The sequence below is a fragment of the Yersinia proxima genome (assembly GCF_902170785.1).
GTDB classification, from domain to species: domain Bacteria; phylum Pseudomonadota; class Gammaproteobacteria; order Enterobacterales; family Enterobacteriaceae; genus Yersinia; species Yersinia proxima.
The window spans coordinates 1-22,573 of the sequence record NZ_CABHYG010000024.1 but is presented as its reverse complement, the minus strand read 5'-3'; the positions used below and the strand labels follow the sequence as shown (position 1 = coordinate 22,573).

Genomic DNA, 22,573 nt, shown 5'->3' with positions numbered 1-22,573 from the left:
CCGATCACGAGAAATATGACGTAATCGGCGGGAAGTTACTTCTACATAAGGGGGAAAGATTTAGAGTATTCGAAGAAACTTTGAGGAACATAATTATTAATTTTATTTTCATAGCAATAATCCACCATCTGTTGCTTGTTGGAAACACCAACAATTCTATAGATATTCTGAATAATATTGCTGACTGTTCTGGGGGATAAGTGAATCTTTTTAGCAATATCCTTGCTTGAATATGAGTGTAAAATATAAAACAATACTTCCCACTCTCTTTTTGTGAATAAATCTGATGGTGGAGTAAAAATCAGCGTCGTCGGGACTTTTATTTTATTTAAGCGGGTTAGCATTATATCTTGTACTGGTCGTCCATGAAAAACGGTGCCTTGAGATATTCCATTTTCATCTATTAAAGGATATTTATCACAGAAATAAGGGGTGAAATAGGAGCAACCATCGTATAGCTGTATGTCAACTGATGTAATACGTTCTTGTAATAACTCTACCTTGCGATCATGTGCTTGAAATTCAACTTGAAAATCTGCTGATGGTGTGGGTATTTCGCCATCTAACCTCCCTTCAAGATTGTACTTATCGGGAATATTGAATAATTTATTAACCCTAGAGTTAGCATAAATAAATCGAGATTGATTATCTTTTATTCCCCAGGGTTCTGAACTTCGCTCCCAAAATCTTATCAGCATTTCAAGTTGGTTCTTCAGTACGTTATCCATACTCTATCCTCCTGTTATATTTAAATTTCCATTATATTAACGGGAAAGAACCTGAATACTCAAAAAAACTCTGCGGGATGTAATTATTAATTTTCTTTTCATAACAATAATCCACCAACTGTTGTCTGCTGGAAACCCCCATCTTCTTATATATTTTCTGCGTAACATTATCGACAGTTCTTGATGATAAATGGAGCTTTTTCGCAATTTCCACACTTAAAAATGAATGTAAAACATAAAATAACACCTCCCACTCTCTTTTTGAAAACAGATCTAATTGTGGGGTTAAAATAAGGGATATTGGTATTTTTATCTTATTTAAATGTGTTAATGCCACATCCTCTACTGGTCTACCATGACAAATAACACCTTGCGACACTCCGTGTTCATCTATTAGTGGATACTTATCAACAAAATAAGGATAGAAACATGTCCCCCCATCCCATACCTGTATTTCCACCGAGGTTATACGATCTTGCAGTAGCTTAACCTTCCGGTCATGCTCCTGATATTCAGTTTGGAATTCTGATATTGGGCTAGGAAGCTCGCCATCTGTTCGTCCTTCCATACTAAATTCATCAGGTAAGGCTAATAATCTATGTAATCTCTTATTTGCATAAACATATCTTGATTGACTATCTTTAACCGCCCAAGGTTCAGAACTGCACTCCCAGAATCTTATTAGTATTTTAAGTGAATTAAAGAGTGATTCTTCCATTATCTTTATCTCCCTGTTTTTAATTTTTCCTTATTTTTCTAATAATGCTACATCCACGATAATCAATAAATCTACTTGGCCATATTTCTTGTGGTGTGATACCGATCGCTTCTGCGATAATCATTTCACCTTTTGGCCATGGGCGAGTTAATGCGTTAGCCAGTGTCCCAGAGGATAGACCGTTATCTCTTGATAATGCTGAGAGTGAGCCTTTCCTTTTACGTATAGCAGCTAATATTTCTTGTCTATGCCAGTCTTTATTATTCATTTTTAAATCTCCTTAATTTATAAGGTTACAAATATCATTCAATTTTATAATCTGATAATTAAGTTTTCTTGTTAAGATTAAACAGAATATTAATTATTATTTTAAAGTTAACACTGAGTGTTGAGTGATTAAATAACTATTCCCTCACGCAGTCTAGTGTATTATTTACTCGAATTACTACAAAATACATTGAGAAATAATTTAAGAAATAAACCTGAAATCTTATGGAATATGGAGTGAATATATCACCATATTTATTTTAACTAAAGAAAGGAATATATAACTCACTGAATTACCCGCTCATCGGTTACTCATGAACGGGTAAACTGAAAGTTAGTTAACCCCATCACTCCCTGCTTCGACAGGCAGAACCATGTAAGTTCCTGAGAATACAGCACCAGCCTCTTCATCACCGAATAAGTTCACATCCAACTGTACTCTGGCACGGCGGCCGCGAGCTAATCGATCCAGATCCCCACTGAGTGAACTTAACTCAGCAACCGCTCTTGGGCGTCCGGTAACGGGAGCGCTGTAGCGAATATGAGCATCAGCAAGAATAATTGTGCCCCCCAAATGGCGCTCGCGCAGTAATAACCAAATCAAGCCCCAGCCAGTCAGGGTTGCCAATGAGAAAAGGCTGCCAGCAAATAAGGTATGGTGTGGATTCTGATTACCCGCTTCCGGCATGGTTGTGACAAAACGCTGCCCAGTATATTGGCTAATGCGTACACCCATTTTTTCGCTCAGTGGAATATGGTCATACCAGGCTCGCTGCAACTGACCACACCAATCAGGGCGGTGCAGAATATCATCCATGGTCACAACCGGTTTAATCATTAAGAAATGACGAACTGGCGTAGTCTGCGGGGCGGTTATCTCCCCCTGACTGATAAAACCGAGTTTTGAGAAGAAATCGACCGCATCTTCGCGGGCGCTACACACTACCCGCTTGACCCCTTCCTGGCGCGCGACTGACTCTAATGTCATTGCAACTAACGTCCCTAACCCCTTAGATCTCACTGACGGGTCTACCGCCAGAAAGCGAATAGCAGCCTCGTTATCGGCATTGATGTATAAACGGCCAATAGCGACAGGTTTACCCTGCTCATCCACCACCATTTGGTGATGGGCCATTGCGTCATAAGCATCTTTTTCAGAACCTATCGGTTGATGTAGCGGCTTGCGTAACATTTCCCAACGGAATTGATAATAATCTTTAAGTTCTTGTTCTGTTGTCGGCACACGCAAGTGATACATAGGAGCATTCTCTCTTTAAAATTATCAATAAGATCTATACCTTAAATAATTCGAGTTACAGGAAGGTAGCAATTGAGTAAATCCCGATACGGGTATAGGTCGTAATCTTCAATCTGGGGCGAAATTCCGTCTTTAAACTTGCAACCAGAACGTCACTGGGCCGTCGTTTACCAGGCTAACTTTCATATCCGCTGCAAATAATCCCGTTTCCGTTTTTACACCATGCTCGCGACACTGGGCAACAAAATACTGATAAAGCCTGTCTGCTTCTGCGGGAGCAGCCCCACGAGAGAAACTGGGTCTCATGCCCTTTTGAGTATCAGCAACCAGTGTAAATTGTGAAACCACCAGCACACTGCCCCCCGCTTGCTGAACATTCAGGTTCATTTTGTCGTTCTCATCACTAAAAATCCGATAGCCCAGAACTTTTTCACATAAGCGCTGTGCTTTTTGCTCGGTATCCTCTTGTTCAACACCGAGTAATATCAACAATCCAGGCCCAATCTCACCCACCACTTCCCCATCAACCACGACATTGGCGCTAAGCGCCCGTTGAATCAACGCAATCATAATGCCTTACATCTCCTGACTTTGACTCGGGTTCTGCTCTGTTATGGCCTGATGGCGTTGCGCGCGATACTCGCCCAAGGTGACCGTAATTTCCGCCCCCAATAACACAATGCACCAACTCCAATAAACCCAAAGAAATAAAATGGGGATAACGGCCAGCACCCCGTAAATCAGCTGATAAGACGGAAACAGCGTGATATACATCGTGAATCCTTTCTTACCAAGCTCGAAAAATAATGCAGCAACCAGTGCGCCGATAACGGCATCTCGCGCAGGCACCCTCACGGTTGGCACCACACTGTACAATAACCAAAATGAAACCCAGGAAATCAGCAACGGAAATAGCCGCAATGTCTCATCGATCATGCTATCTACCTGGGCATTTGCCAGCCATTGCAATGACAGCAAATACGAGCTGATAACCATACTGGCCCCGACGAGAATCGGCCCTAATGTCAGTACCATCCAATAAACGGCAAATGAAAATACCAGTGACCGATGAACCTTGCTGCGCCAGATAGTGTTGAGCACACTGTCGACGGAGTAAATTAGCAGCAACGCTGTCACAATCAAGCCGCAGGTGCCCACCACTGTCATACGATTTGAGTTGGCAACAAATTGCTCGAGATAGTTTTGGATAATATCGCCAGTTGCAGGCATAAAATTGGCGAATATGAAGGCTTTCAATTTTATGCTGATATCAGCAAACATCGGAAAAGCCGCGAATAGAGCAAAAATTACCGTGATCAATGGTACGAGAGAAAGTAATGATACATACGCCAGATGCCCAGCCAGCATGGTTAACCCGTCTTTATCTATTCGGGTGTAAAGCATTCGTCCGAACGTAATGTAGGGTTTTAAAGATGCAGATAAGCGAAAACGCAGAAAACTCGCCATGTTTATCTCTCAATCAATACCGGTGTTTAGGTTCGGTTATGGGCTAGCGTGATGTTTAAGGCTAACCCATTAGCGTCTGGAGTAATAACTTATCAGGAAAAATAAGCTGGAATAACCTTTCGGTCGGTGACGTGAATGCCAGTAATACCCTCGATTCTGGCGGCAACAATATTCGCCTCAACATCATCAAAGAATACGGCCTGCTCTGCTGAAATGTTCTCCGCATTCAATACATGTTGATAGATTCTGGCTTCAGGTTTGCGCATCCCCAAATCTTGCGACAAATACATATGATCTGCGGCAGCTGCAACTTCAGGGTAATGCTGTGGCCAATAATTGCAATGCAAACGGTTAGTATTAGATAGCACCACCACTCGATGCCCTTCGGCTCGCAACTTTTGCATGTTCGAGATGACTTCAGGGCGTAAAGCCACAAACACCGCCTGCCAACCTTCAGCAAACTGTTCGAAACTCAAGGATAGCCCCATTTCGTCACTTAGCTGATGGGCAAAATCCTCATCGCTTATTTCACCGCGCTCATGCTGCTGGAAGACCTCTCCCATCGTAAAGCGCTCACTCAGTGTAGCCAACGGAACACTGCTTAATTTACTCCAAACACCCAATACGCGTTTGAAGTCGATATCAACAATCACATTCCCTAGATCAAAGATATACAGCATGGCGCTCTCCCAATTAGATGGTGAGTTTTACTGTAACGGGAAAAAAGAAAACTGAACAGAGAGAGGGAGAAAAAGGAGGGGTCGGTCAGGAAAAATAATATTTTACCGTAGCGGTAAAAAATAAAAAGTATCCCCAAAGGCATTGGAGTTGCAACTAAGCGGCAAGTGAATTCATCCCGATGAGCTTACTTATTTTTTAAGGCTAAGACCAGTAAGTGATTCGGGTGAGTGAGCGAAGCTAACACAGTTGCAGCTTCAAGGACGAAAGGGATAGAACTCAGGGCGCTTTTCGCGCCCTAAGTATCAATGGAACCAAGAAGAATTAATCTTCTTTAGGACCACGACTTGCACGCTTACGATCGTTTTCCGTCAGGTGACGCTTACGGATACGGATCGATTGCGGGGTAACTTCAACCAATTCATCGTCATCAATGAATTCCAGAGCCTGTTCCAGAGTTTTCTTCAGGAAAGGAACCAGCGTGGTTGCTTCATCAGTACCCGATGCACGCATGTTGGTCAGTTGCTTACCGGTCAAGCAGTTTACAGTCAGGTCGTTAGAACGTGAGTGAATACCAATGATTTGGCCTTCATACACTTCTGTACCATGACCGATGAACAGTTTGCCGCGGTCTTGCAGTTTGAACAATGCGAATGCAACAGCTTTACCCTGACCGTTAGAGATCAATACGCCGTTTTGACGTTGACCGATCTCGCCTGGACGCACATCATCATAGTGACTGAATGTGGAGTACAACAGGCCAGTACCAGAGGTCATGGTCATGAATTCAGTACGGAAACCGATCAAACCACGTGCTGGGATCAGGTAATCCAAACGAATACGGCCTTTGCCGTCTGGAACCATGTCTTTCACGTCGCCTTTACGCTCACCCATGGCTTGCATTACTGCGCCCTGGTGTTGCTCTTCGATATCCAACGTCACGTTTTCGAATGGCTCTTGCATACGGCCATCGATTTTACGGTTGATAACCTTAGGACGGGATACAGCCAGCTCGAAACCTTCACGACGCATGTTTTCGATCAGAACCGACAGGTGCAGTTCGCCACGACCAGATACGCGGAATGCATCAGCATCTTCAGTTTCTTCAACACGCAGTGCCACGTTATGAATCAACTCTTTGTTCAGGCGCTCAAGGATCTGACGTGAAGTCACGTACTTGCCTTCTTTACCACAGAACGGAGAGGTGTTAACGCAGAAATACATGCTTACGGTTGGTTCATCAACAGACAATGCAGGTAATGCTTCAACAGCACTTACATCGCAAATGGTATCAGAGATGTTCAACTCGCCCAGACCGGTGATGGCAATGATATCGCCAGCTTCAGCCTCGGTAGCTTCAATACGCTCCAGACCCATGTGAGTCAGAACTTTACCGACTTTAGCGTTACGAGTTTTGCCTTCGCTATCAATGATAGTGACTTGCTGGTTTGGCTTAACTTTACCGCGTTTGATTCGACCGATGCCGATAACACCAACATAGTTGTTGTAATCCAGCTGAGAGATCTGCATCTGGAACGGAGCTTCAAGCTCAACTTGTGGCGGAGACACATGGTCAACGATGGCTTGATACAACGGGGTCATATCTTCCGCCATATCATTGTGGTCTTCACCAGCAATACCCATCAATGCAGATGCATAAATGATAGGGAAGTCCAGTTGTTCGTCGGTTGCGTCCAGGTTAACAAACAGGTCGAATACCTGATCTACAACCCAATCAGGGCGCGCGCCCGGACGGTCAACTTTATTGATTACCACGATTGGTTTCAGACCATTAGCAAAAGCCTTTTTGGTCACGAAACGTGTCTGCGGCATCGGGCCATCCATTGCGTCGACAACCAGCAGAACAGAGTCAACCATAGACATTACACGCTCAACTTCACCGCCGAAATCGGCGTGTCCTGGGGTATCCACGATGTTGATGCGGTAGTCTTTCCACTTAATGGCAGTATTTTTGGCGAGGATGGTTATCCCACGCTCTTTCTCCAAATCGTTGGAGTCCATTACACGTTCAGTTGCTTCAGCACGTTCACCGAACGTACCAGATTGTTGTAGCAACTTATCAACCAGGGTAGTTTTCCCATGGTCAACGTGCGCAATAATGGCGATGTTACGCAGATTCTCGATCACAGCTTTTTTGCCTCAGGCATTTAGAAATAGCGCGCTATTGTACACGTATTAGGCGAGGGACTAAACAAGATCACAAAATTCTCTTATAAACAACCTAACGGCGGTGTGTTTGTGATCCCTTTCACGGTGCAAAAATAGCCTTCCGGCCTCTTATTGCACCAATACAGTGCCCAACAGCGCAAATGAAGCACCAAAATAGTGCAATATAACTATCCTGGTGCATACTGAATATCAGCAGACCCCTATGATATGGCATAAACGGGGGGTTTGGAAAGTTGGCATAGATTTCGCAATGTATTTTAGCATGAATGACTGAACATCATATACCCAAAGAAATTGGTGTTGCAGGTAGGCGGCAAGTGAATGAATCCCGATGAGCTTACTCTGGTAAGTAATTCGGGTAAGTGAGTGCAGCCACTCCCCCTGTAACTTCAAGTTCGAAGGGAATAACACGGTAATCGTTCCACGACGACGACTATGACAAATCCAGGAGATATAAGTATGTCCGCTGAACATGTTTTGACGATGCTGAATGAGCACGAAGTGAAATTTGTTGATTTGCGTTTCACCGATACTAAAGGGAAAGAACAGCACATCACTATTCCAGCTCATCAGGTCAACGCTGACTTCTTCGAAGAAGGCAAAATGTTTGATGGCTCCTCGATTGGTGGCTGGAAAGGCATTAACGAATCCGACATGGTACTGATGCCAGACGCCAGCACCGCTGTTATGGACCCGTTCTTCGAAGACTCCACACTGATTATTCGCTGTGACATCCTCGAGCCAGGCACTCTGCAAGGTTATGACCGCGACCCGCGTTCTATCTCCAAGCGCGCAGAAGAATTCCTGAAATCTTCAGGCATCGCCGATACCGTATTATTTGGGCCAGAGCCAGAATTCTTCCTGTTCGACGACGTTCGTTTTGGTAGCACCATCCGTGGTTCTCACGTCTCTATCGATGATATCGAAGGCGCATGGAACTCCAGCACCAAATACGAAGGTGGCAACAAAGGCCATCGTCCAGCAGTCAAAGGGGGTTACTTCCCGGTTCCTCCGGTCGATTCTTCACAGGACCTGCGTTCTACCATGTGTTTGACCATGGAAGAAATGGGCCTGGTGGTTGAAGCGCACCACCATGAAGTTGCAACAGCCGGTCAGAACGAAGTGGCAACTCGCTTCAATACCATGACCAAAAAAGCTGACGAAATTCAGATTTACAAATATGTGGTGCACAACGTGGCACACGCATTCGGTAAAACTGCGACTTTCATGCCAAAACCTATGTTCGGTGATAACGGTTCAGGTATGCACTGCCATATGTCTTTGTCCAAGAACGGTACTAACTTGTTCGCCGGTGACAAATACGCTGGCCTGTCTGAAATGGCGCTGTTCTATATCGGCGGTATCATCAAGCACGCAAAAGCCATTAACGCCTTGGCTAACCCAACGACTAACTCCTACAAACGTTTGGTCCCAGGCTACGAAGCACCGGTAATGTTGGCATATTCTGCCCGTAACCGTTCAGCTTCTATCCGTATCCCTGTGGTTGCCAGCCCGAAAGCACGTCGTATTGAAGCGCGCTTCCCAGACCCAGCAGCTAACCCATACCTGTGCTTCGCAGCTCTGCTGATGGCTGGCCTTGATGGCATCATCAACAAAATTCACCCTGGTGATGCGATGGACAAAAACCTGTATGACTTGCCACCGGAAGAAGAAGCTGAAATTCCAAAAGTTGCAGGTTCACTGGACGAAGCAATGGCTGCACTGAACGAAGACCGCGAGTTCCTGACCCGTGGTGGCGTGTTCACTGACGACGCTATCGATGCTTATATCGAACTGCGTAAAGAAGAGATGGACCGTGTTCGTATGACTCCGCACCCAGTTGAGTTCGAATTGTATTACAGCGTTTAAGTTTTAGTTTTTTTGTTGCCGTGGAAACTTTTAGCCCATTTCATAATGGGCTTTTTTCTCCACTTTTCGTTTTCGTCATCATTCCTCTGGCTCAGTTGCGACTGAACCGCTAGGATTAATGCACCAAAAATGTGCAGGAGTCTGCGTAATGGCAACAGGCACGCTGCCCGATGCTGGGCAGATCCTCAATTCTCTCATTAATAGCATTCTGCTATTAGATGATTCTCTGGCTATTCATTATGCCAACCCCGCGGCCCAGCAACTTCTGGCGCAAAGCTCTCGTAAACTTTTTGGTACACCACTCCCCGAATTATTAGGCTATTTTTCTCTGAATATTGAGCTGATGAGGGAGAGTCTGGAGTCGGGCCAAGGTTTTACCGATAACGAAGTGACATTGGTGGTTGATGGTCGGGCACATATTTTATCGCTCACCGCACAGTCATTGCCAGAGGGTTTTATACTACTGGAAATGGCTCCGATGGATAATCAGCGTCGCTTAAGCCAAGAGCAACTACAGCATGCACAACAAATCGCTGCACGTGATTTGGTTCGTGGGCTGGCGCACGAAATCAAGAATCCATTAGGTGGTTTACGAGGGGCGGCACAATTATTGTCAAAAGCCCTGCCCGATCCGGCATTACTGGAATATACCAAAGTCATCATTGAACAAGCTGATCGCCTACGTAATTTGGTTGACCGCTTATTAGGCCCACAGCGGCCTGGTCAACATGTTACACAAAGCATCCATCAGGTTGCTGAACGGGTTTGCCAACTCGTCTCTCTGGAAAAACCGGATAACGTGACGTTAATCCGTGATTATGACCCCAGTTTGCCTGAGCTGGCGCACGATCCCGATCAAATTGAACAAGTGCTGCTCAACATCACCCGCAATGCATTACAGGCTTTAGGTGAAGCTGGCGGCACAATAACACTTCGTACCCGCACCGCATTTCAGATAACACTGCATGGCGTGCGCTACCGCTTGGCCGCGCGAATTGATATTGAAGATGATGGGCCAGGCGTACCAACGCAATTACAAGATACCGTGTTCTATCCGATGGTCAGTGGCCGTGAGGGAGGGACGGGCCTTGGCTTGTCCATTGCCCGTAGTCTTATCGATCAGCATTCGGGTAAAATTGAATTTAACAGTTGGCCGGGACATACCGAATTCTCGGTTTACCTGCCTATTCGCCAGTGAGGTTTCTATGCAACGAGGGATAGTCTGGATCGTCGATGACGATAGCTCCATCCGCTGGGTGCTTGAACGCGCACTGACTGGAGCTGGCCTAAACTGTGCAACATTCGATACCGGCAATCAGGTATTGGATGCGCTTGCCACGCAAACCCCGGATGTGTTGTTATCCGATATTCGTATGCCCGGCATGGATGGATTAGCACTGCTAAAACAAATTAAGCAGCGCCACCCGATGCTTCCGGTCATCATAATGACGGCACATTCTGATTTAGACGCAGCAGTTAGCGCTTACCAACAAGGGGCATTTGATTATCTGCCCAAACCCTTTGATATTGATGAAGCGGTCGCGCTGGTTGAGCGGGCTATCAGCCATTATCAAGAGCAACAACAACCCGCTCGCACCCAACCTGCCAGTGGCCCGACGGCTGATATCATCGGCGAAGCACCTGCGATGCAGGATGTTTTTCGCATCATTGGCCGCTTGTCGCGCTCCTCTATTAGCGTGCTGATTAACGGCGAATCAGGTACGGGTAAAGAGTTAGTGGCCCATGCACTACATCGCCATAGCCCTCGAGCCAAAGCCCCTTTCATCGCATTGAATATGGCTGCGATTCCAAAAGATTTAATTGAGTCCGAACTGTTTGGCCATGAAAAAGGCGCATTTACCGGTGCCAATCAGGTACGCCAAGGCCGCTTTGAACAAGCTGATGGCGGCACACTGTTTTTAGATGAAATTGGTGATATGCCGCTGGATGTGCAAACCCGCCTGTTGCGCGTGTTGGCCGACGGCCAGTTCTATCGGGTTGGCGGTTATGCACCGGTCAAGGTGGATGTGCGCATCATTGCTGCAACCCATCAGAATCTGGAGCTACGGGTTCAGGAAGGGAAATTCCGCGAAGACTTATTCCACCGTCTGAATGTCATTCGAGTGCATTTACCGCCACTGCGTGAGCGCCGTGAAGATATTCCTCGTCTGGCGCGCTACTTTTTACAAGTCGCCGCGAAAGAGTTGGGTGTCGAAGCCAAGAACCTGCATCCTGAAACAGAAGTTGCACTGACTCGCCTGCCTTGGCCGGGAAACGTACGCCAACTGGAAAATACCTGCCGTTGGTTGACCGTGATGGCTGCCGGGCAAGAAGTACTGGTTCAGGACTTACCTTCTGAGCTGTTTGAAACCAGCACACCAGATGCTTCCGGCCAACGGATGCCGGATAATTGGTCGACATTACTGGCGCAATGGGCAGATCGGGCATTACGGTCTGGTCATCAGGACTTACTGTCAGAAGCGCAACCAGAAATGGAGCGCACGCTGTTAACCACCGCATTACGTCATACCCAAGGACACAAACAGGAAGCAGCCCGTCTGTTAGGCTGGGGTCGAAATACGTTAACGCGTAAATTGAAAGAATTGGGAATGGAATAAATTTTATTTAGCGATCACCCTCATCACTGAGGGTGACTTTATTAGATCACGCGGGAGAACTGCTGCTTGCGTGCCTGTTTTCGTAAATAAATATCGAAACACATACAAATATTGCGAATGAGTAAACGCCCGCGCGGAGTTACACGGATACTCTTATCACCCCGCTCCACCAGCCCATCTTGTTCAAAGGGGGCGAGCAACTCAAAATCTTCAGCAAAATAATCAGCGAAATGAATACCATAATGCTGTTCAATCGGCTGATAGCTGATTTGGAAGTTACAAATCAGTGTCTTAATCACGTCGCGGCGCAAGCAATCATCTTCAGTCATGGTCAGGCCACGCCATAAGGCATTGCCACGCTGTTCGACAACAGCATAGTAAGTCTTTAAATCTTTTTCATTTTGCGCGTAACTGTCACCTAACATGCTGATGGCAGAAACCCCCAAACCAAGTAAATCACTCTCACCTTGCGTGGTATAACCCTGGAAATTACGATGTAATTTACCTTCACGCTGAGCAATCGCTAGCTCATCGTCTGGTCGGGCAAAATGATCCATACCAATGAACTGATAGCCAGATTCCGTTAAGAAACTGATGGTATGTTGCAAAATATCCAGTCGCTGCTCGGCACTTGGTAAATCCGCATCTTTAATTTTACGCTGTGCGGCAAACAGACTTGGCAAATGGGCATAATTAAATACACTCAAGCGATCAGGGTTGAGTTCTGCTACTCGCTTGAGGGTAAAAGCAAAACTTTCTGGCGTCTGTTTTGGCAAACCATAAATCAAATCAATATTGGTTGAGTTAAACCCCAGCGCCTTAGCGCGGGCAATCAGTGCAAAGATAAAATCTTCATCTTGCTCACGGTTAACCAGCCGTTGAACCTCTTTATTGAAATCCTGCACCCCCATGCTCAGGCGATTAAACCCTTCAGCACGCAGATGGTCGAGTACATCCAGCTCAATTTCACGCGGATCGACTTCAATTGACTGCTCTGCGCCGGGCAGAAAATCAAAGTTTTCACGCAACAGATTCATCAAATGAGTGATTTGTGTTTTATTCAGATAAGTGGGCGTGCCGCCGCCCCAATGCATCTGGCTGACCTGGCGACCGGCAAATAACGCCGCCCGCTGGCGGATCTCTTTTTCCAAGACCGCCAGATATTCATCAGCTTTATGTTGCTGGCGCGTCACCAGTTTATTGCAGCCACAGAAGTAGCAGAGCTTATGACAAAACGGGATATGCACATACAGCGATAAAGGCCGCTGCGGATAACGTTTCACTGCCTGCTGAAAAGCAGATTCATTGTACTCTTCGCTAAACTCAAGGGCGGTGGGGTAAGAGGTATAGCGCGGCCCTGAATAATTATATTTTTGAATCAGGGACAGATCCCAAACTATAGCGTTTTCAGACATGTTCATTCCTTCCGATATTTTCGCTTACCGGGCCGGTTAAGGGGCAGATGTTTTCGTTGTCTGGCCGCAGAAGCGCTGCGCAACTGTTTTCTTCGTTGCGACAGCCGCCATAGTTTACCCAATAACCACAATAGATAACATGTAAGTAGTAGGGCTATTATCGGGATCACCCACTGCATGGATTAAAATGTATCTTTTGGATTACCGCTCTTCAGTAATTTTAAGATGTCTTCCGGCTTTTCTTCGCGCTCTTCATCATCTTCGTCGTCACCCAGTTCAATGCCTAATTGTTCCATCAGGGCATCGATACGATCTAACGTCAGATCAACATAAGCCTGATCTTCTTTGCTCAATACTTCGTCGTTATCGAGTCTGTCCAGCAATGCATCCAAACGCTCATCGTTTTCCAGCTTGGTTAGCTCTTCTTCCGGCGTCAGGCGTGGCTTAGCTTCAACTTTGGCCACTGGCTTAGTGGTTGGCTTCGCTTTTGCCTTGCTCTCGACCACCAGAGGTACAGGCACTTTGCTGCCAATACGCGGATCTTTCTCTTGAGCCTGAGTTGACCCCGTTTTATTACTACCCTCAACATTGGTTCTCGCCCCTGAGCGATTGCCACTGTGTCTCTTCTGACGTTTGCGCTCGCGGGCTTCAATATCAAGCTCTACACGGGTTTTTTTATGACGCTTTGGCGTTGCGGTGCCTTTCGGGGCCGCACGGTCAGCGCGTGGTGCTTTATTTGGTTGCTTCATAACCTGTGCTCTTAAATGAGTATGGGATCGGATTGAGTATATACCCGTCATCTTCCAAGTTGCAGATGCTCTTACTTGCCGCTTTCCTGCATCTTGAAATTTATTGAGTATAGGATTGGGCCGGAATCTAGCAGAAAGAAGAGAAAGAAAAAAGGCGGCAGATTAACCTGTCGCCTTTTTTCGCACCTTCTGCGGAAGGATATCCTTACTGTGCATTCCCTGCACTGATATAACGTCCCGGTTTCTCCCTACTGCAATTCGCCATCCTTGCCATCCCCCCAACCCTGAAGGTGACTCACCCAGCACTCCGGCCTGTGTCCATAAACATCCTTTTATATAAGCTCCCTGTATCATCCCTGGCTCACAGTATATCCATTACATTCCTTAAGCATAACCCACTCTTCCTAAGTGATTACGCTCCTTGCCAGTACATCCCGCACTGTTAAAAACCATGGCTTACAAAAAATAGTCATTTGTTTTTATTCAAAAAAATAATCATAAAAACAAATTAACCGCTGATAAGTGTAGCCTATTATTAATAAAGTTTTTCTTAACAATCATTCAATGATAAGCGATTAGTTTTTCCGACAATGACCGCCAACTCACAAAAATTGCAATTTCACGGAAAAAAACAGATCAGAGTGCGCCGCGAACCCTCTACAACTTCGGCCTCTACAACTTCAGGTAGAAAGGGATAAAAGATAAACCCCCTTTTTTCGGCCCGATGCAGTTATAATCGCTGCATGTAAGCTATCTCTCACGGAGACGACAAATTTTGACTATCAGAAATTTTAACTATCACATGACTCACTTCGTCATCAGTGCTCCGGATATTCGCCATCTGCCACGTGATGAAGGTATTGAAGTGGCATTTGCTGGCCGCTCAAATGCAGGCAAATCGAGTGCTCTCAATACATTAACTGGTCAGAAAAGTTTGGCCAGAACCAGTAAAACACCCGGCCGTACTCAGCTGATTAACTTATTTGAAGTGGTTGAGGGTGTGCGTTTGGTCGACTTACCGGGTTATGGCTATGCCGAAGTCCCGGAAGAGATGAAACTCAAGTGGCAACGCGCACTAGGAGAATATTTACAGAAACGTAACTGCCTGAAAGGATTAGTTGTGTTAATGGATATTCGTCATCCGCTAAAAGATTTAGATCAGCAGATGATTACCTGGGCAGTCGCCGTCGGAACTCCAGTTCTACTGTTACTAACCAAAGCAGATAAGCTGGCATCTGGCGCTCGCAAAGCCCAACTGAACATGGTGCGGGAAGCTATCATCCCATTTATGGGTGATATTCAGGTTGAAGCGTTCTCATCATTGAAAAAGATTGGTGTCGATAAATTGCGTGAAAAACTGGATACCTGGTTCAGCGAGATCCCGCCGGAAGTCATGATTGACGAGTATGACGAAGAAGGCGAATAGCCTGTTGCCATTTGCAGCCCGTAAGGGCTGTTACTTCAGTAGTGACAGTCATATCCCTCGGCAATTCTTTGCGGTAACCCCCCAACGACGCTTTTCTACCAGTCAATATTTCGCCCATTTTCTGGCTTATTTTCTGACAAAGACCCAATAAAAAACGCCCCAGTCAATAAATGACTGGGGCGGCTAATATACAGCCAAATCCGATTACGTGAAGTAAAAGGTCTGAAAGATAGAACATCTTACCTCTGTACCCTACATCTGTAACTCTACATCATTTTTTCGCAGGGCAAAAGAATTTTTTGTTGTATAGTTACACAAATTGTCACGATTCAGCGCACTTCATCCCCGCATTATCGTGCCTAAATGTAGCTTAATTACATAAAATGCTTTATTTATCACCACTTACCCATACAACTAATGAGCTTGATCCCAGTTATAACCCACACCGACATCAACTTTTAATGGCACAGCCAGTTGCATGCTTTGTTCCATCAGTTCTCGGATCTTCTGTTCGGCGCTTTCCAATACACTCTCATGCACTTCAAAGACTAATTCATCGTGTACTTGCATGATGACCCGCACCAGAGGCTCAGCTTCTTGCTGTAACCAGGCATCCACCGCAATCATTGCACGCTTAATAATATCAGCGGCGGTCCCTTGCATCGGCGCATTGATAGCTTCACGTTCAGCCGCTTTACGACGAGTTGCATTACGTGAGTGAATATCAGGCAAATAGAGACGACGGCCATCCAGGGTCGTGACATAACCTTGTTCAGCGGCTTGTTTGCGAGTGCGCTCCATATATTCCAACACGCCCGGATAGCGCTCAAAATAGAGATCCATATAGCGCTGAGCTTCTCCACGAGGAATATTCAGTTGCCGCGCCAAACCAAATGCACTCATGCCATAAATCAGACCAAAGTTGATGGCTTTCGCACTACGGCGCTGTTCATTAGTGACCTTTTCAAGAGGTAAACCGAACACTTCAGCCGCTGTTGCGCGGTGAATATCCTTTCCTGCGGCAAATGCCGCCAATAGCCCCTTATCCTGCGACAAATGAGCCATGATACGCAGCTCAATCTGGGAGTAGTCTGCCGCCATGATGCGGTAACCTTCTGGCGCAATAAAGGCCTGACGTATACGACGCCCCTCTTCATTTCGCACCGGAATGTTTTGCAAGTTAGGATCACGGGAAGATAAACGCCCGGTGGCAGTTACAGCCTGATGATAAGAGGTATGAACTCGCCCGGAAACCGGATTAATCATCAACGGCAGTTTATCGGTATAGGTACTTTTCAGCTTAGCTAAACCCCGATACTCAAGAATAACCTTCGGCAGAGGGTAATCCAGCGCCAACTCGGCCAGCACCTCTTCGTTAGTTGAAGCCGCGCCGCCAGGGGTTTTCTTCAAGATCGGCAGTTTTTGTTTTTCATACAAAATGACCTGTAACTGCTTTGGCGAGGCAAGATTAAAAGGCTCTTCAGCCAATTCGTGCGCTTGTTTTTCCAACTCATCAAGACGAATAGTCAGCTCTTTGGAATGCGCCGCCAATATATTCTGGTCAATCAATACACCTGTTCGCTCGATACGGGACAAAATTGGCAGTAACGGCATCTCAATTTCTTGGAATACCCGTTTGAGCCCTTCACTTTGCTGTAACTTCGGCCACAGCACCAAGTGCAACTGTAGGGTAACGTCAGCATCTTCTGCCGCATAAGGCCCAGCTTGCTCTAATGCAATTTGGTTGAAGGTGAGTTGGTTTTTACCTTTACCGGCGATCTCTTCGAAAGTAATGGTCTTATGGTTAAGATAACGTTCCGCCAGGCTATCCATATCATGTCTGCCGGCAACACTGTCTAAAACATAAGATTCCAACATGGTATCAAAAGCAATACCACGTAAATCAATGCCATAACGTACCAACATGCTTTGATCAAACTTAAGATTCTGCCCGACTTTCATGGCCTTATCATCTTCCAGCAAGGGTTTAAGCTGGGCCAGAACCCAATCCCTATCAAGCTGAGCAGGGGCATCCAAATAATCATGCGCTAATGGCAAATAAGCTGCTTCACCCGGTGCCACTGCGAAAGAGAGGCCAATTAAATTACTGCTGAGGGTATCAAGCCCATCAGTTTCAGTATCAAAAGCGAAAACCTCTGCCTTTTTAAGCCGCTCAATCCAATCGCTTAAAGATTTCTCATCCAAGATAGTCTGATAATTTTCTTGTGAGAGCACAGCCGTCACTTCAGCCACAGGTGCAGGTTCTGTCGCGACAAAAGCCTTATTACTGACTTGTGCCGATGGCCTGTCTTTTTTACCATCCAGCCATTTACCGGCTTCTACATCTGCAAGCCAGCGCTTAAATTCATAACGGCTGAATAATTGATGTAACTGATCATCATCCGGCGCTGAGACGTTCAACTCATCACAAGTTATATCCAGCTCAACATCCGTTTTAATCGTGGCTAATTTATAGGAGAGATAGGCAACATCTTTATTCTGCTCTAATTTAGCAGACATCGTTTTTGCACCACGGAATGTCAGCGTGGATATCTTATCCAAATTACTAAATAACGAGTCCAATCCACCCAGACCTTGCAATAAAGCCTGTGCTGTTTTCTCACCAACACCTGGAACCCCCGGAATATTATCGGAGGAGTCACCCATCAGGGCGAGAAAATCAATAATCAGCTCAGGAGGAACGCCATATTTTTCGCACACTTCCTGTGGCCCTAAAATAGCGTTATTCATTGTATTGATAAGAGTAATATTTGGCGTAACTAATTGCGCCATATCTTTATCACCGGTGCTGATTAATACGGCATGACCCGCTTTTTCAGCCTCTTGTGCCAAAGTACCAATAACATCGTCAGCCTCTACACCGGAAACAACCAATAAAGGCAGCCCCATAGCTTTAACCATTTGGTGAAGCGGCTCAATTTGAGCCCGCAAATCATCGGGCATAGGTGGTCGATGAGACTTATATTCCGCGAAAAGCTCATCGCGAAATGTTTTACCTTTGGCATCAAAAACTACAGCGACATGGCTTGGTCGGTATTGCAGCAACAGACTGCGCAACATGTTCAACACGCCATACATCGCCCCCGTTGGCTCACCTTTGCTGTTGGTTAGCGGTGGAAAAGCATGGTAGGCGCGATAGAGGTAAGAGGAACCGTCTACGAGGATTAATGGGTTTTCTGCAATCTGGGCCATAGAGTTTCTTCATCTTTATTCAGCAAGGTCTGACGCTAAGAATGCCATAGCTAGCAGCAAGAGACGAATCTTAGCGTCCATTCCTGTGCGAAAGAGAGCATTTTTACATTGTGATCTTAAAGATCCAGCTTGTGGATAACTTTGTGAGTAAAAGCATGAGCAGATTATATCTTTTTGCCGTTTTTTTATAGAGTAATATTTTATATCTTAATAATCATATAGTTATAGTTATTGATTTCTTATTTTATTGTCATTAATTCGTTATCTGAATTGTGGATATTACTTATTCAGTCACTATCATAAGGTCCGTGGATTTTACTTATTGTAAATTTATCGACACAGATTTTTTATTCCTTCGCGCAAACTTATTTTATCTTTTTGTGCCTTAAATATTGATGGTAACCTATCACTGAAATAGATAAATCAATCAAAAACAACATCAAGACTAATAAAAGTCGGCACTCGTTCAAATGGCTATTACATTAGATAATGCGATGTTTTTATAGCGAGATAGAAACAGATTTGAAGTGTGCAAATATTCGATAACTGAAAGAGGGGCTAATAAAATTCAGCCCCTCTTTTTATACTATTATTTCTGAGTCAGCAGGAACTTAACGACATCTGCATACTGTTTAACATAGGTATCCATTGAACTGGTATCCATGCCATCGTTTTTAATCATATATTTGCCATTAACAAACATCGCTGGCACACCACGTAATTCTAGATCTTCAGCGGCTTTTTGCTGCTGAACAACCAGTGATTTAACGACAAAACTGTTTAATGCAGCATCATAGTCTTCGCCACTCACACCCGCTTTGATGAAGACGTTACGGATATCATCCGGAGTTTGTACAGTTTGTGTTTTCTGTACACCTTCAAACATCAGCGGTGTGATTTTTTCTTCAACACCCAGCGCCATAGCAACAGCCCATGCTTGAGTCAGTTGCTTGCCCAATGGGCCAAGGAACTCAACATGGTAACGGGTCATTTTAGTCCCTTCTGGCAGTGCTTTTTTTACTGCCTGAGGAACATGATAAACCTCTTCAAACTGGTAGCAATGAGGGCAATAGAAAGAGAAAAACTCTAAAACCTGAGGCTCACCGGTTACCGGTTTGTTTAACGTTTGGTACTGAGTGCCATCAGTAAATTGTGCAGCCGATGCACTGAATGCCATCACCATGCCAACGAGTGCTAACCATACATTTTTCATACTATAACAATCTCCATTATCTTAGCTTTAGTACATTGGCATCAGCTGCAAAGGGGGTTCCTGCAACAGCTTAACCTGTTCTGTAAATGATGCAGTCTGCTGTAACCAGAAATCAGACTCCGCCATCCACGGAAAACTTTTAGGAAACGCCGGGTCCTGCCAACGTCTGGCAACCCATGCGAGGTAATAAACCATCCGCATCGCACGTAACGGTTCAATGAGTGCAAGTTCTCGCTGATCAAAATCAGCAAACTCGCCATAAGCCTCTAACAAGATATCTAACTGGATCAATTGCTCGCGGCGCTCGCCATGTAGCAACATCCAAAGATCCTGAACCGCCGGGCCATTTCTGGCATCATCCAAATCGACAAACATCGGCCCATCACGCCACAAAATATTACCTGGGTGGCAATCACCATGTAACCGCAATGACTGCCAATCAGTGTGCCAATACTGCTTGATGGTGCTAATCAGCAGGTCAGTTGCTGCCAGAAATTTATCCCGCTGTTTTGCTGGCACCAATTCGCTACTGGCCAGCAACTGGCGTGGTTCTGTCAGATACTCCTCAATCCCTATCGTTGAGCGAGCGACAAACAGAGCGTCACTGCCCACCTGGTGAATTCGGCCTAGATAACGCCCAACCCACTCTAATTGATCAAGGTTATCGATTTCATACTGACGCCCACCAACACTCGGAAAAACAGTAAAGAAAAAACCACCATGGGTATGCAAGGTGCGCCCATCAAGCTGCAATGGGGCTATCACCGGGATTTCAGACTCGGCCAAATCAAGCGAGAACTGATGTTCTTCCAGAATTTGCTCGCTGTTCCAGCGCTCAGGGCGGTAGAATTTCACCACGTATCGCTTACGATCTTCATCCATAAACTGATAAACGCGGTTTTCATAACTATTGAGTGCAGTTAAACCTGAATCTACCCGCAACTCCACACCTTCGAGGGCATCCATAATCAGGTCAGGAGACAATGTCTGGAAATTAAAAGCAGAGCTGTTCATAACAACATTCAGTCTATATAAATGACAGCGGCTCGCTGAGAATAAGAAATAGTATCATCAAAGCCCCTATCTACGCAGACAAGGAGTGTGACTAATCTTTAATGATGCCACGTGCGCGCAATATTGCGGTTTTAAAGTCTTCTTCGTAATCTTTTTTCAGACCAGGAATCGCTTCTGTCGATGCTGAATCGCGCATTTTCAGATGATAAATAAGAATATCGTCAGTAAGATCCGAGAATTCACCTTCAAAACCAGCTTCATCTGACAGCTTTTGTAAAAACTGTACCAGATTTAAATCAGGTTCTTGCTGCCAGGCTGGATGTAAAAGCTCTATAAGTTCATTAACACGATGACATTTCATAGCAAATTTATCCTATTTAAAAATATGCTGACAAAGTAACAGGGATATTCACACAGGGAAAGATAGCCTATTGTCAATAAAAGTAAATCCTGACCAATGCTACGATTTAAAGATACAATTCGCCTATCAATTGAATACAACGGAGTGATAGAAATGCAGCCCAATATTACAGGCGTTGTTCTTGCGGGAGGCCGTTCTTCCCGAATGGGGGGCAATGATAAAGGACTGACTCTTCTTCACGATAAACCGTTGTTTCAATATGTCATAGATAGATTAAAACCTCAGGTTAACGATCTCCTTATTAATGCTAATCGTAATCAAGAGTTGTATCAAGCAAGTGGAATCCCTGTCGTTGGCGATATCATTACCGGCTTTGTTGGGCCATTGGCGGGTATGCATGCAGGGTTGAGCTATTCATCTACTGAATGGGTTGTGTTTGCTCCCTGTGACGTTCCAGCTCTCCCAAGCAATTTAGTATCTCAACTTTGGCAAGGAAAGCAGCAAGCACTAGCGGCTTATGTTCACGATGGCGAGCGAGCACACCCGACATTAGCGCTAATACATATTAGCCTGAAATCACTGCTCGCGGAGTATTTGGCGAAAGGTGATCGCAAGCTAATGATATTTCTGGATAGTGTTAATGCTCAACCCATAATATTCCGTGGGCAAAGAGATCAATTCAGCAACCTAAATACTCCCGCAGACTGTGACTTATGGAAGCAGAGTAGAAGAGGGGAATTATGAGCCGCAAAACACCACCACTGTTAGGGATTGCTGCATACAGTGGTACAGGAAAAACAACATTACTCAAAAACCTAATTCCTTTATTACAACAGCGACAAATCCGGGTAGGTCTGATCAAACATACACATCACAATATGGAAATTGATACGCCTGGTAAGGATAGTTATGAGCTGCGTAAGGCGGGTGCACATCAGACTCTGGTTGCCAGTGATTGCCGTTGGGCGTTAATGACAGAAACTCCGGAGCAAAAACCATTGGATCTGCATTATCTTGCCAGCAGGTTAGATGCTTCAACTATTGACCTAATATTGGTCGAGGGTTTTAAACATGAGCCAATCAATAAAATTGCCCTCTATAGAAGAGCGGTAGGGAAGCCTTACACAGATTTGATTGATAAATATGTTATTGCTTTGGCAAGTGACGAACTGCTAGACACCACTGTGAAGCAATTAGATATTAATCAACCCGAGCAGATTGCAGATTTTATTTGTAGCTGGCTTCAAATGAATCCATCTGAACCATAAAGCAAAAAAGGCCACCCGCCAGGGTAGCCTTCTCTTTTATTTAAGTTTTTCACGCACAAGAATTCACACTAAATTCCATGCAAAAACTATTTCTATCGCTTTTTATATTTCACACATAGCA

20 protein-coding genes are annotated in these 22,573 nt (G+C 45.2%); 6 read left to right on the top strand and 14 right to left on the bottom strand.

Annotated features, from left to right (window positions below):
• Positions 1–41 precede the first annotated feature (41 nt).
• From FTB31_RS20985 to typA, 8 genes are all read right to left on the bottom strand, one after another.
• A complete protein-coding gene (locus tag FTB31_RS20985; RefSeq protein WP_227731758.1) occupies positions 42–728 on the bottom strand; it encodes a helix-turn-helix transcriptional regulator in 687 nt (228 codons plus the stop codon).
• Between the two features lie 31 nt (positions 729–759).
• Complete coding sequence (locus tag FTB31_RS20980) at positions 760–1,446, bottom strand: helix-turn-helix transcriptional regulator (protein ID WP_050076913.1); 687 nt, start codon at positions 1,444–1,446, stop codon at positions 760–762.
• Between the two features lie 19 nt (positions 1,447–1,465).
• Positions 1,466–1,714: a helix-turn-helix domain-containing protein gene (locus tag FTB31_RS20975; RefSeq protein ID WP_050076912.1), complete on the bottom strand. Its 249-nt coding sequence runs from the start codon at positions 1,712–1,714 to the stop codon at positions 1,466–1,468.
• 333 nt (positions 1,715–2,047) lie between these two features.
• Entirely contained in the window at positions 2,048–2,971 is a 924-nt protein-coding gene (gene fabY / locus FTB31_RS20970) for a fatty acid biosynthesis protein FabY (protein ID WP_227731757.1), read from the bottom strand.
• Positions 2,972–3,103: 132 nt separating this feature from the next.
• Positions 3,104–3,541, bottom strand: coding sequence for a D-aminoacyl-tRNA deacylase (dtd, locus tag FTB31_RS20965; RefSeq protein WP_050076910.1), 438 nt, complete (start codon positions 3,539–3,541; stop codon positions 3,104–3,106).
• Between the two features lie 6 nt (positions 3,542–3,547).
• Complete coding sequence (locus FTB31_RS20960) at positions 3,548–4,438, bottom strand: virulence factor BrkB family protein (protein WP_077175565.1); 891 nt, start codon at positions 4,436–4,438, stop codon at positions 3,548–3,550.
• A gap of 92 nt (positions 4,439–4,530) precedes the next feature.
• Complete coding sequence (gene yihX, locus FTB31_RS20955) at positions 4,531–5,118, bottom strand: glucose-1-phosphatase (protein WP_227731756.1); 588 nt, start codon at positions 5,116–5,118, stop codon at positions 4,531–4,533.
• A gap of 322 nt (positions 5,119–5,440) precedes the next feature.
• Entirely contained in the window at positions 5,441–7,264 is a 1,824-nt protein-coding gene (typA, locus tag FTB31_RS20950) for a ribosome-dependent GTPase TypA (protein WP_050076907.1), read from the bottom strand.
• A 501-nt stretch (positions 7,265–7,765) separates the two neighbouring features.
• On the opposite strand from typA, the gene glnA reads away from it, so the two are divergent.
• The 3 genes from glnA (at position 7,766) to glnG (ending at position 11,793) form a co-directional block, all read left to right on the top strand.
• Positions 7,766–9,175: a glutamate--ammonia ligase gene (gene glnA / locus FTB31_RS20945; RefSeq protein WP_050076906.1), complete on the top strand. Its 1,410-nt coding sequence runs from the start codon at positions 7,766–7,768 to the stop codon at positions 9,173–9,175.
• A gap of 148 nt (positions 9,176–9,323) precedes the next feature.
• Positions 9,324–10,373, top strand: a complete 1,050-nt coding sequence (gene glnL / locus FTB31_RS20940) for a nitrogen regulation protein NR(II) (protein WP_050076905.1) — start codon at positions 9,324–9,326, stop codon at positions 10,371–10,373.
• Positions 10,374–10,380: 7 nt separating this feature from the next.
• Positions 10,381–11,793 (top strand): nitrogen regulation protein NR(I), encoded by a 1,413-nt coding sequence (glnG, locus tag FTB31_RS20935; protein WP_005165052.1) that lies wholly within the window; start codon positions 10,381–10,383, stop codon positions 11,791–11,793.
• Positions 11,794–11,834: 41 nt separating this feature from the next.
• Here glnG and hemN read toward each other — a convergent pair whose 3' ends face one another.
• Both hemN and yihI read right to left on the bottom strand, forming a co-directional pair.
• A complete protein-coding gene (hemN, locus tag FTB31_RS20930) occupies positions 11,835–13,208 on the bottom strand; it encodes an oxygen-independent coproporphyrinogen III oxidase (RefSeq protein ID WP_227719329.1) in 1,374 nt (457 codons plus the stop codon).
• 182 nt (positions 13,209–13,390) lie between these two features.
• Complete coding sequence (gene yihI, locus FTB31_RS20925; protein ID WP_005175758.1) at positions 13,391–13,957, bottom strand: Der GTPase-activating protein YihI; 567 nt, start codon at positions 13,955–13,957, stop codon at positions 13,391–13,393.
• A 775-nt stretch (positions 13,958–14,732) separates the two neighbouring features.
• Here yihI and yihA point away from each other — a divergent pair.
• Entirely contained in the window at positions 14,733–15,383 is a 651-nt protein-coding gene (yihA, locus tag FTB31_RS20920) for a ribosome biogenesis GTP-binding protein YihA/YsxC (protein ID WP_050076901.1), read from the top strand.
• A 414-nt stretch (positions 15,384–15,797) separates the two neighbouring features.
• Here the strand turns inward: yihA and polA are convergent, their stop codons facing one another.
• From polA to FTB31_RS20900, 4 genes are all read right to left on the bottom strand, one after another.
• Entirely contained in the window at positions 15,798–18,596 is a 2,799-nt protein-coding gene (gene polA, locus FTB31_RS20915; RefSeq protein WP_227722142.1) for a DNA polymerase I, read from the bottom strand.
• Positions 18,597–19,185: 589 nt separating this feature from the next.
• On the bottom strand, positions 19,186–19,809 hold the full coding sequence (gene dsbA / locus FTB31_RS20910) for a thiol:disulfide interchange protein DsbA (protein WP_019080347.1): 624 nt from the start codon (positions 19,807–19,809) through the stop codon (positions 19,186–19,188).
• 27 nt (positions 19,810–19,836) lie between these two features.
• Entirely contained in the window at positions 19,837–20,823 is a 987-nt protein-coding gene (locus FTB31_RS20905) for a serine/threonine protein kinase (protein WP_050076899.1), read from the bottom strand.
• Between the two features lie 91 nt (positions 20,824–20,914).
• A complete protein-coding gene (locus FTB31_RS20900; RefSeq protein WP_050076898.1) occupies positions 20,915–21,184 on the bottom strand; it encodes a YihD family protein in 270 nt (89 codons plus the stop codon).
• A 153-nt stretch (positions 21,185–21,337) separates the two neighbouring features.
• Here FTB31_RS20900 and mobA point away from each other — a divergent pair, with 153 nt between their 5' ends.
• On the top strand, positions 21,338–21,928 hold the full coding sequence (gene mobA / locus FTB31_RS20895; RefSeq protein ID WP_175628127.1) for a molybdenum cofactor guanylyltransferase MobA: 591 nt from the start codon (positions 21,338–21,340) through the stop codon (positions 21,926–21,928).
• Complete coding sequence (gene mobB / locus FTB31_RS20890) at positions 21,925–22,452, top strand: molybdopterin-guanine dinucleotide biosynthesis protein MobB (RefSeq protein ID WP_050076896.1); 528 nt, start codon at positions 21,925–21,927, stop codon at positions 22,450–22,452. The genes mobA and mobB overlap by 4 nt, the downstream gene beginning before the upstream one ends.
• Positions 22,453–22,573 lie beyond the last annotated feature (121 nt).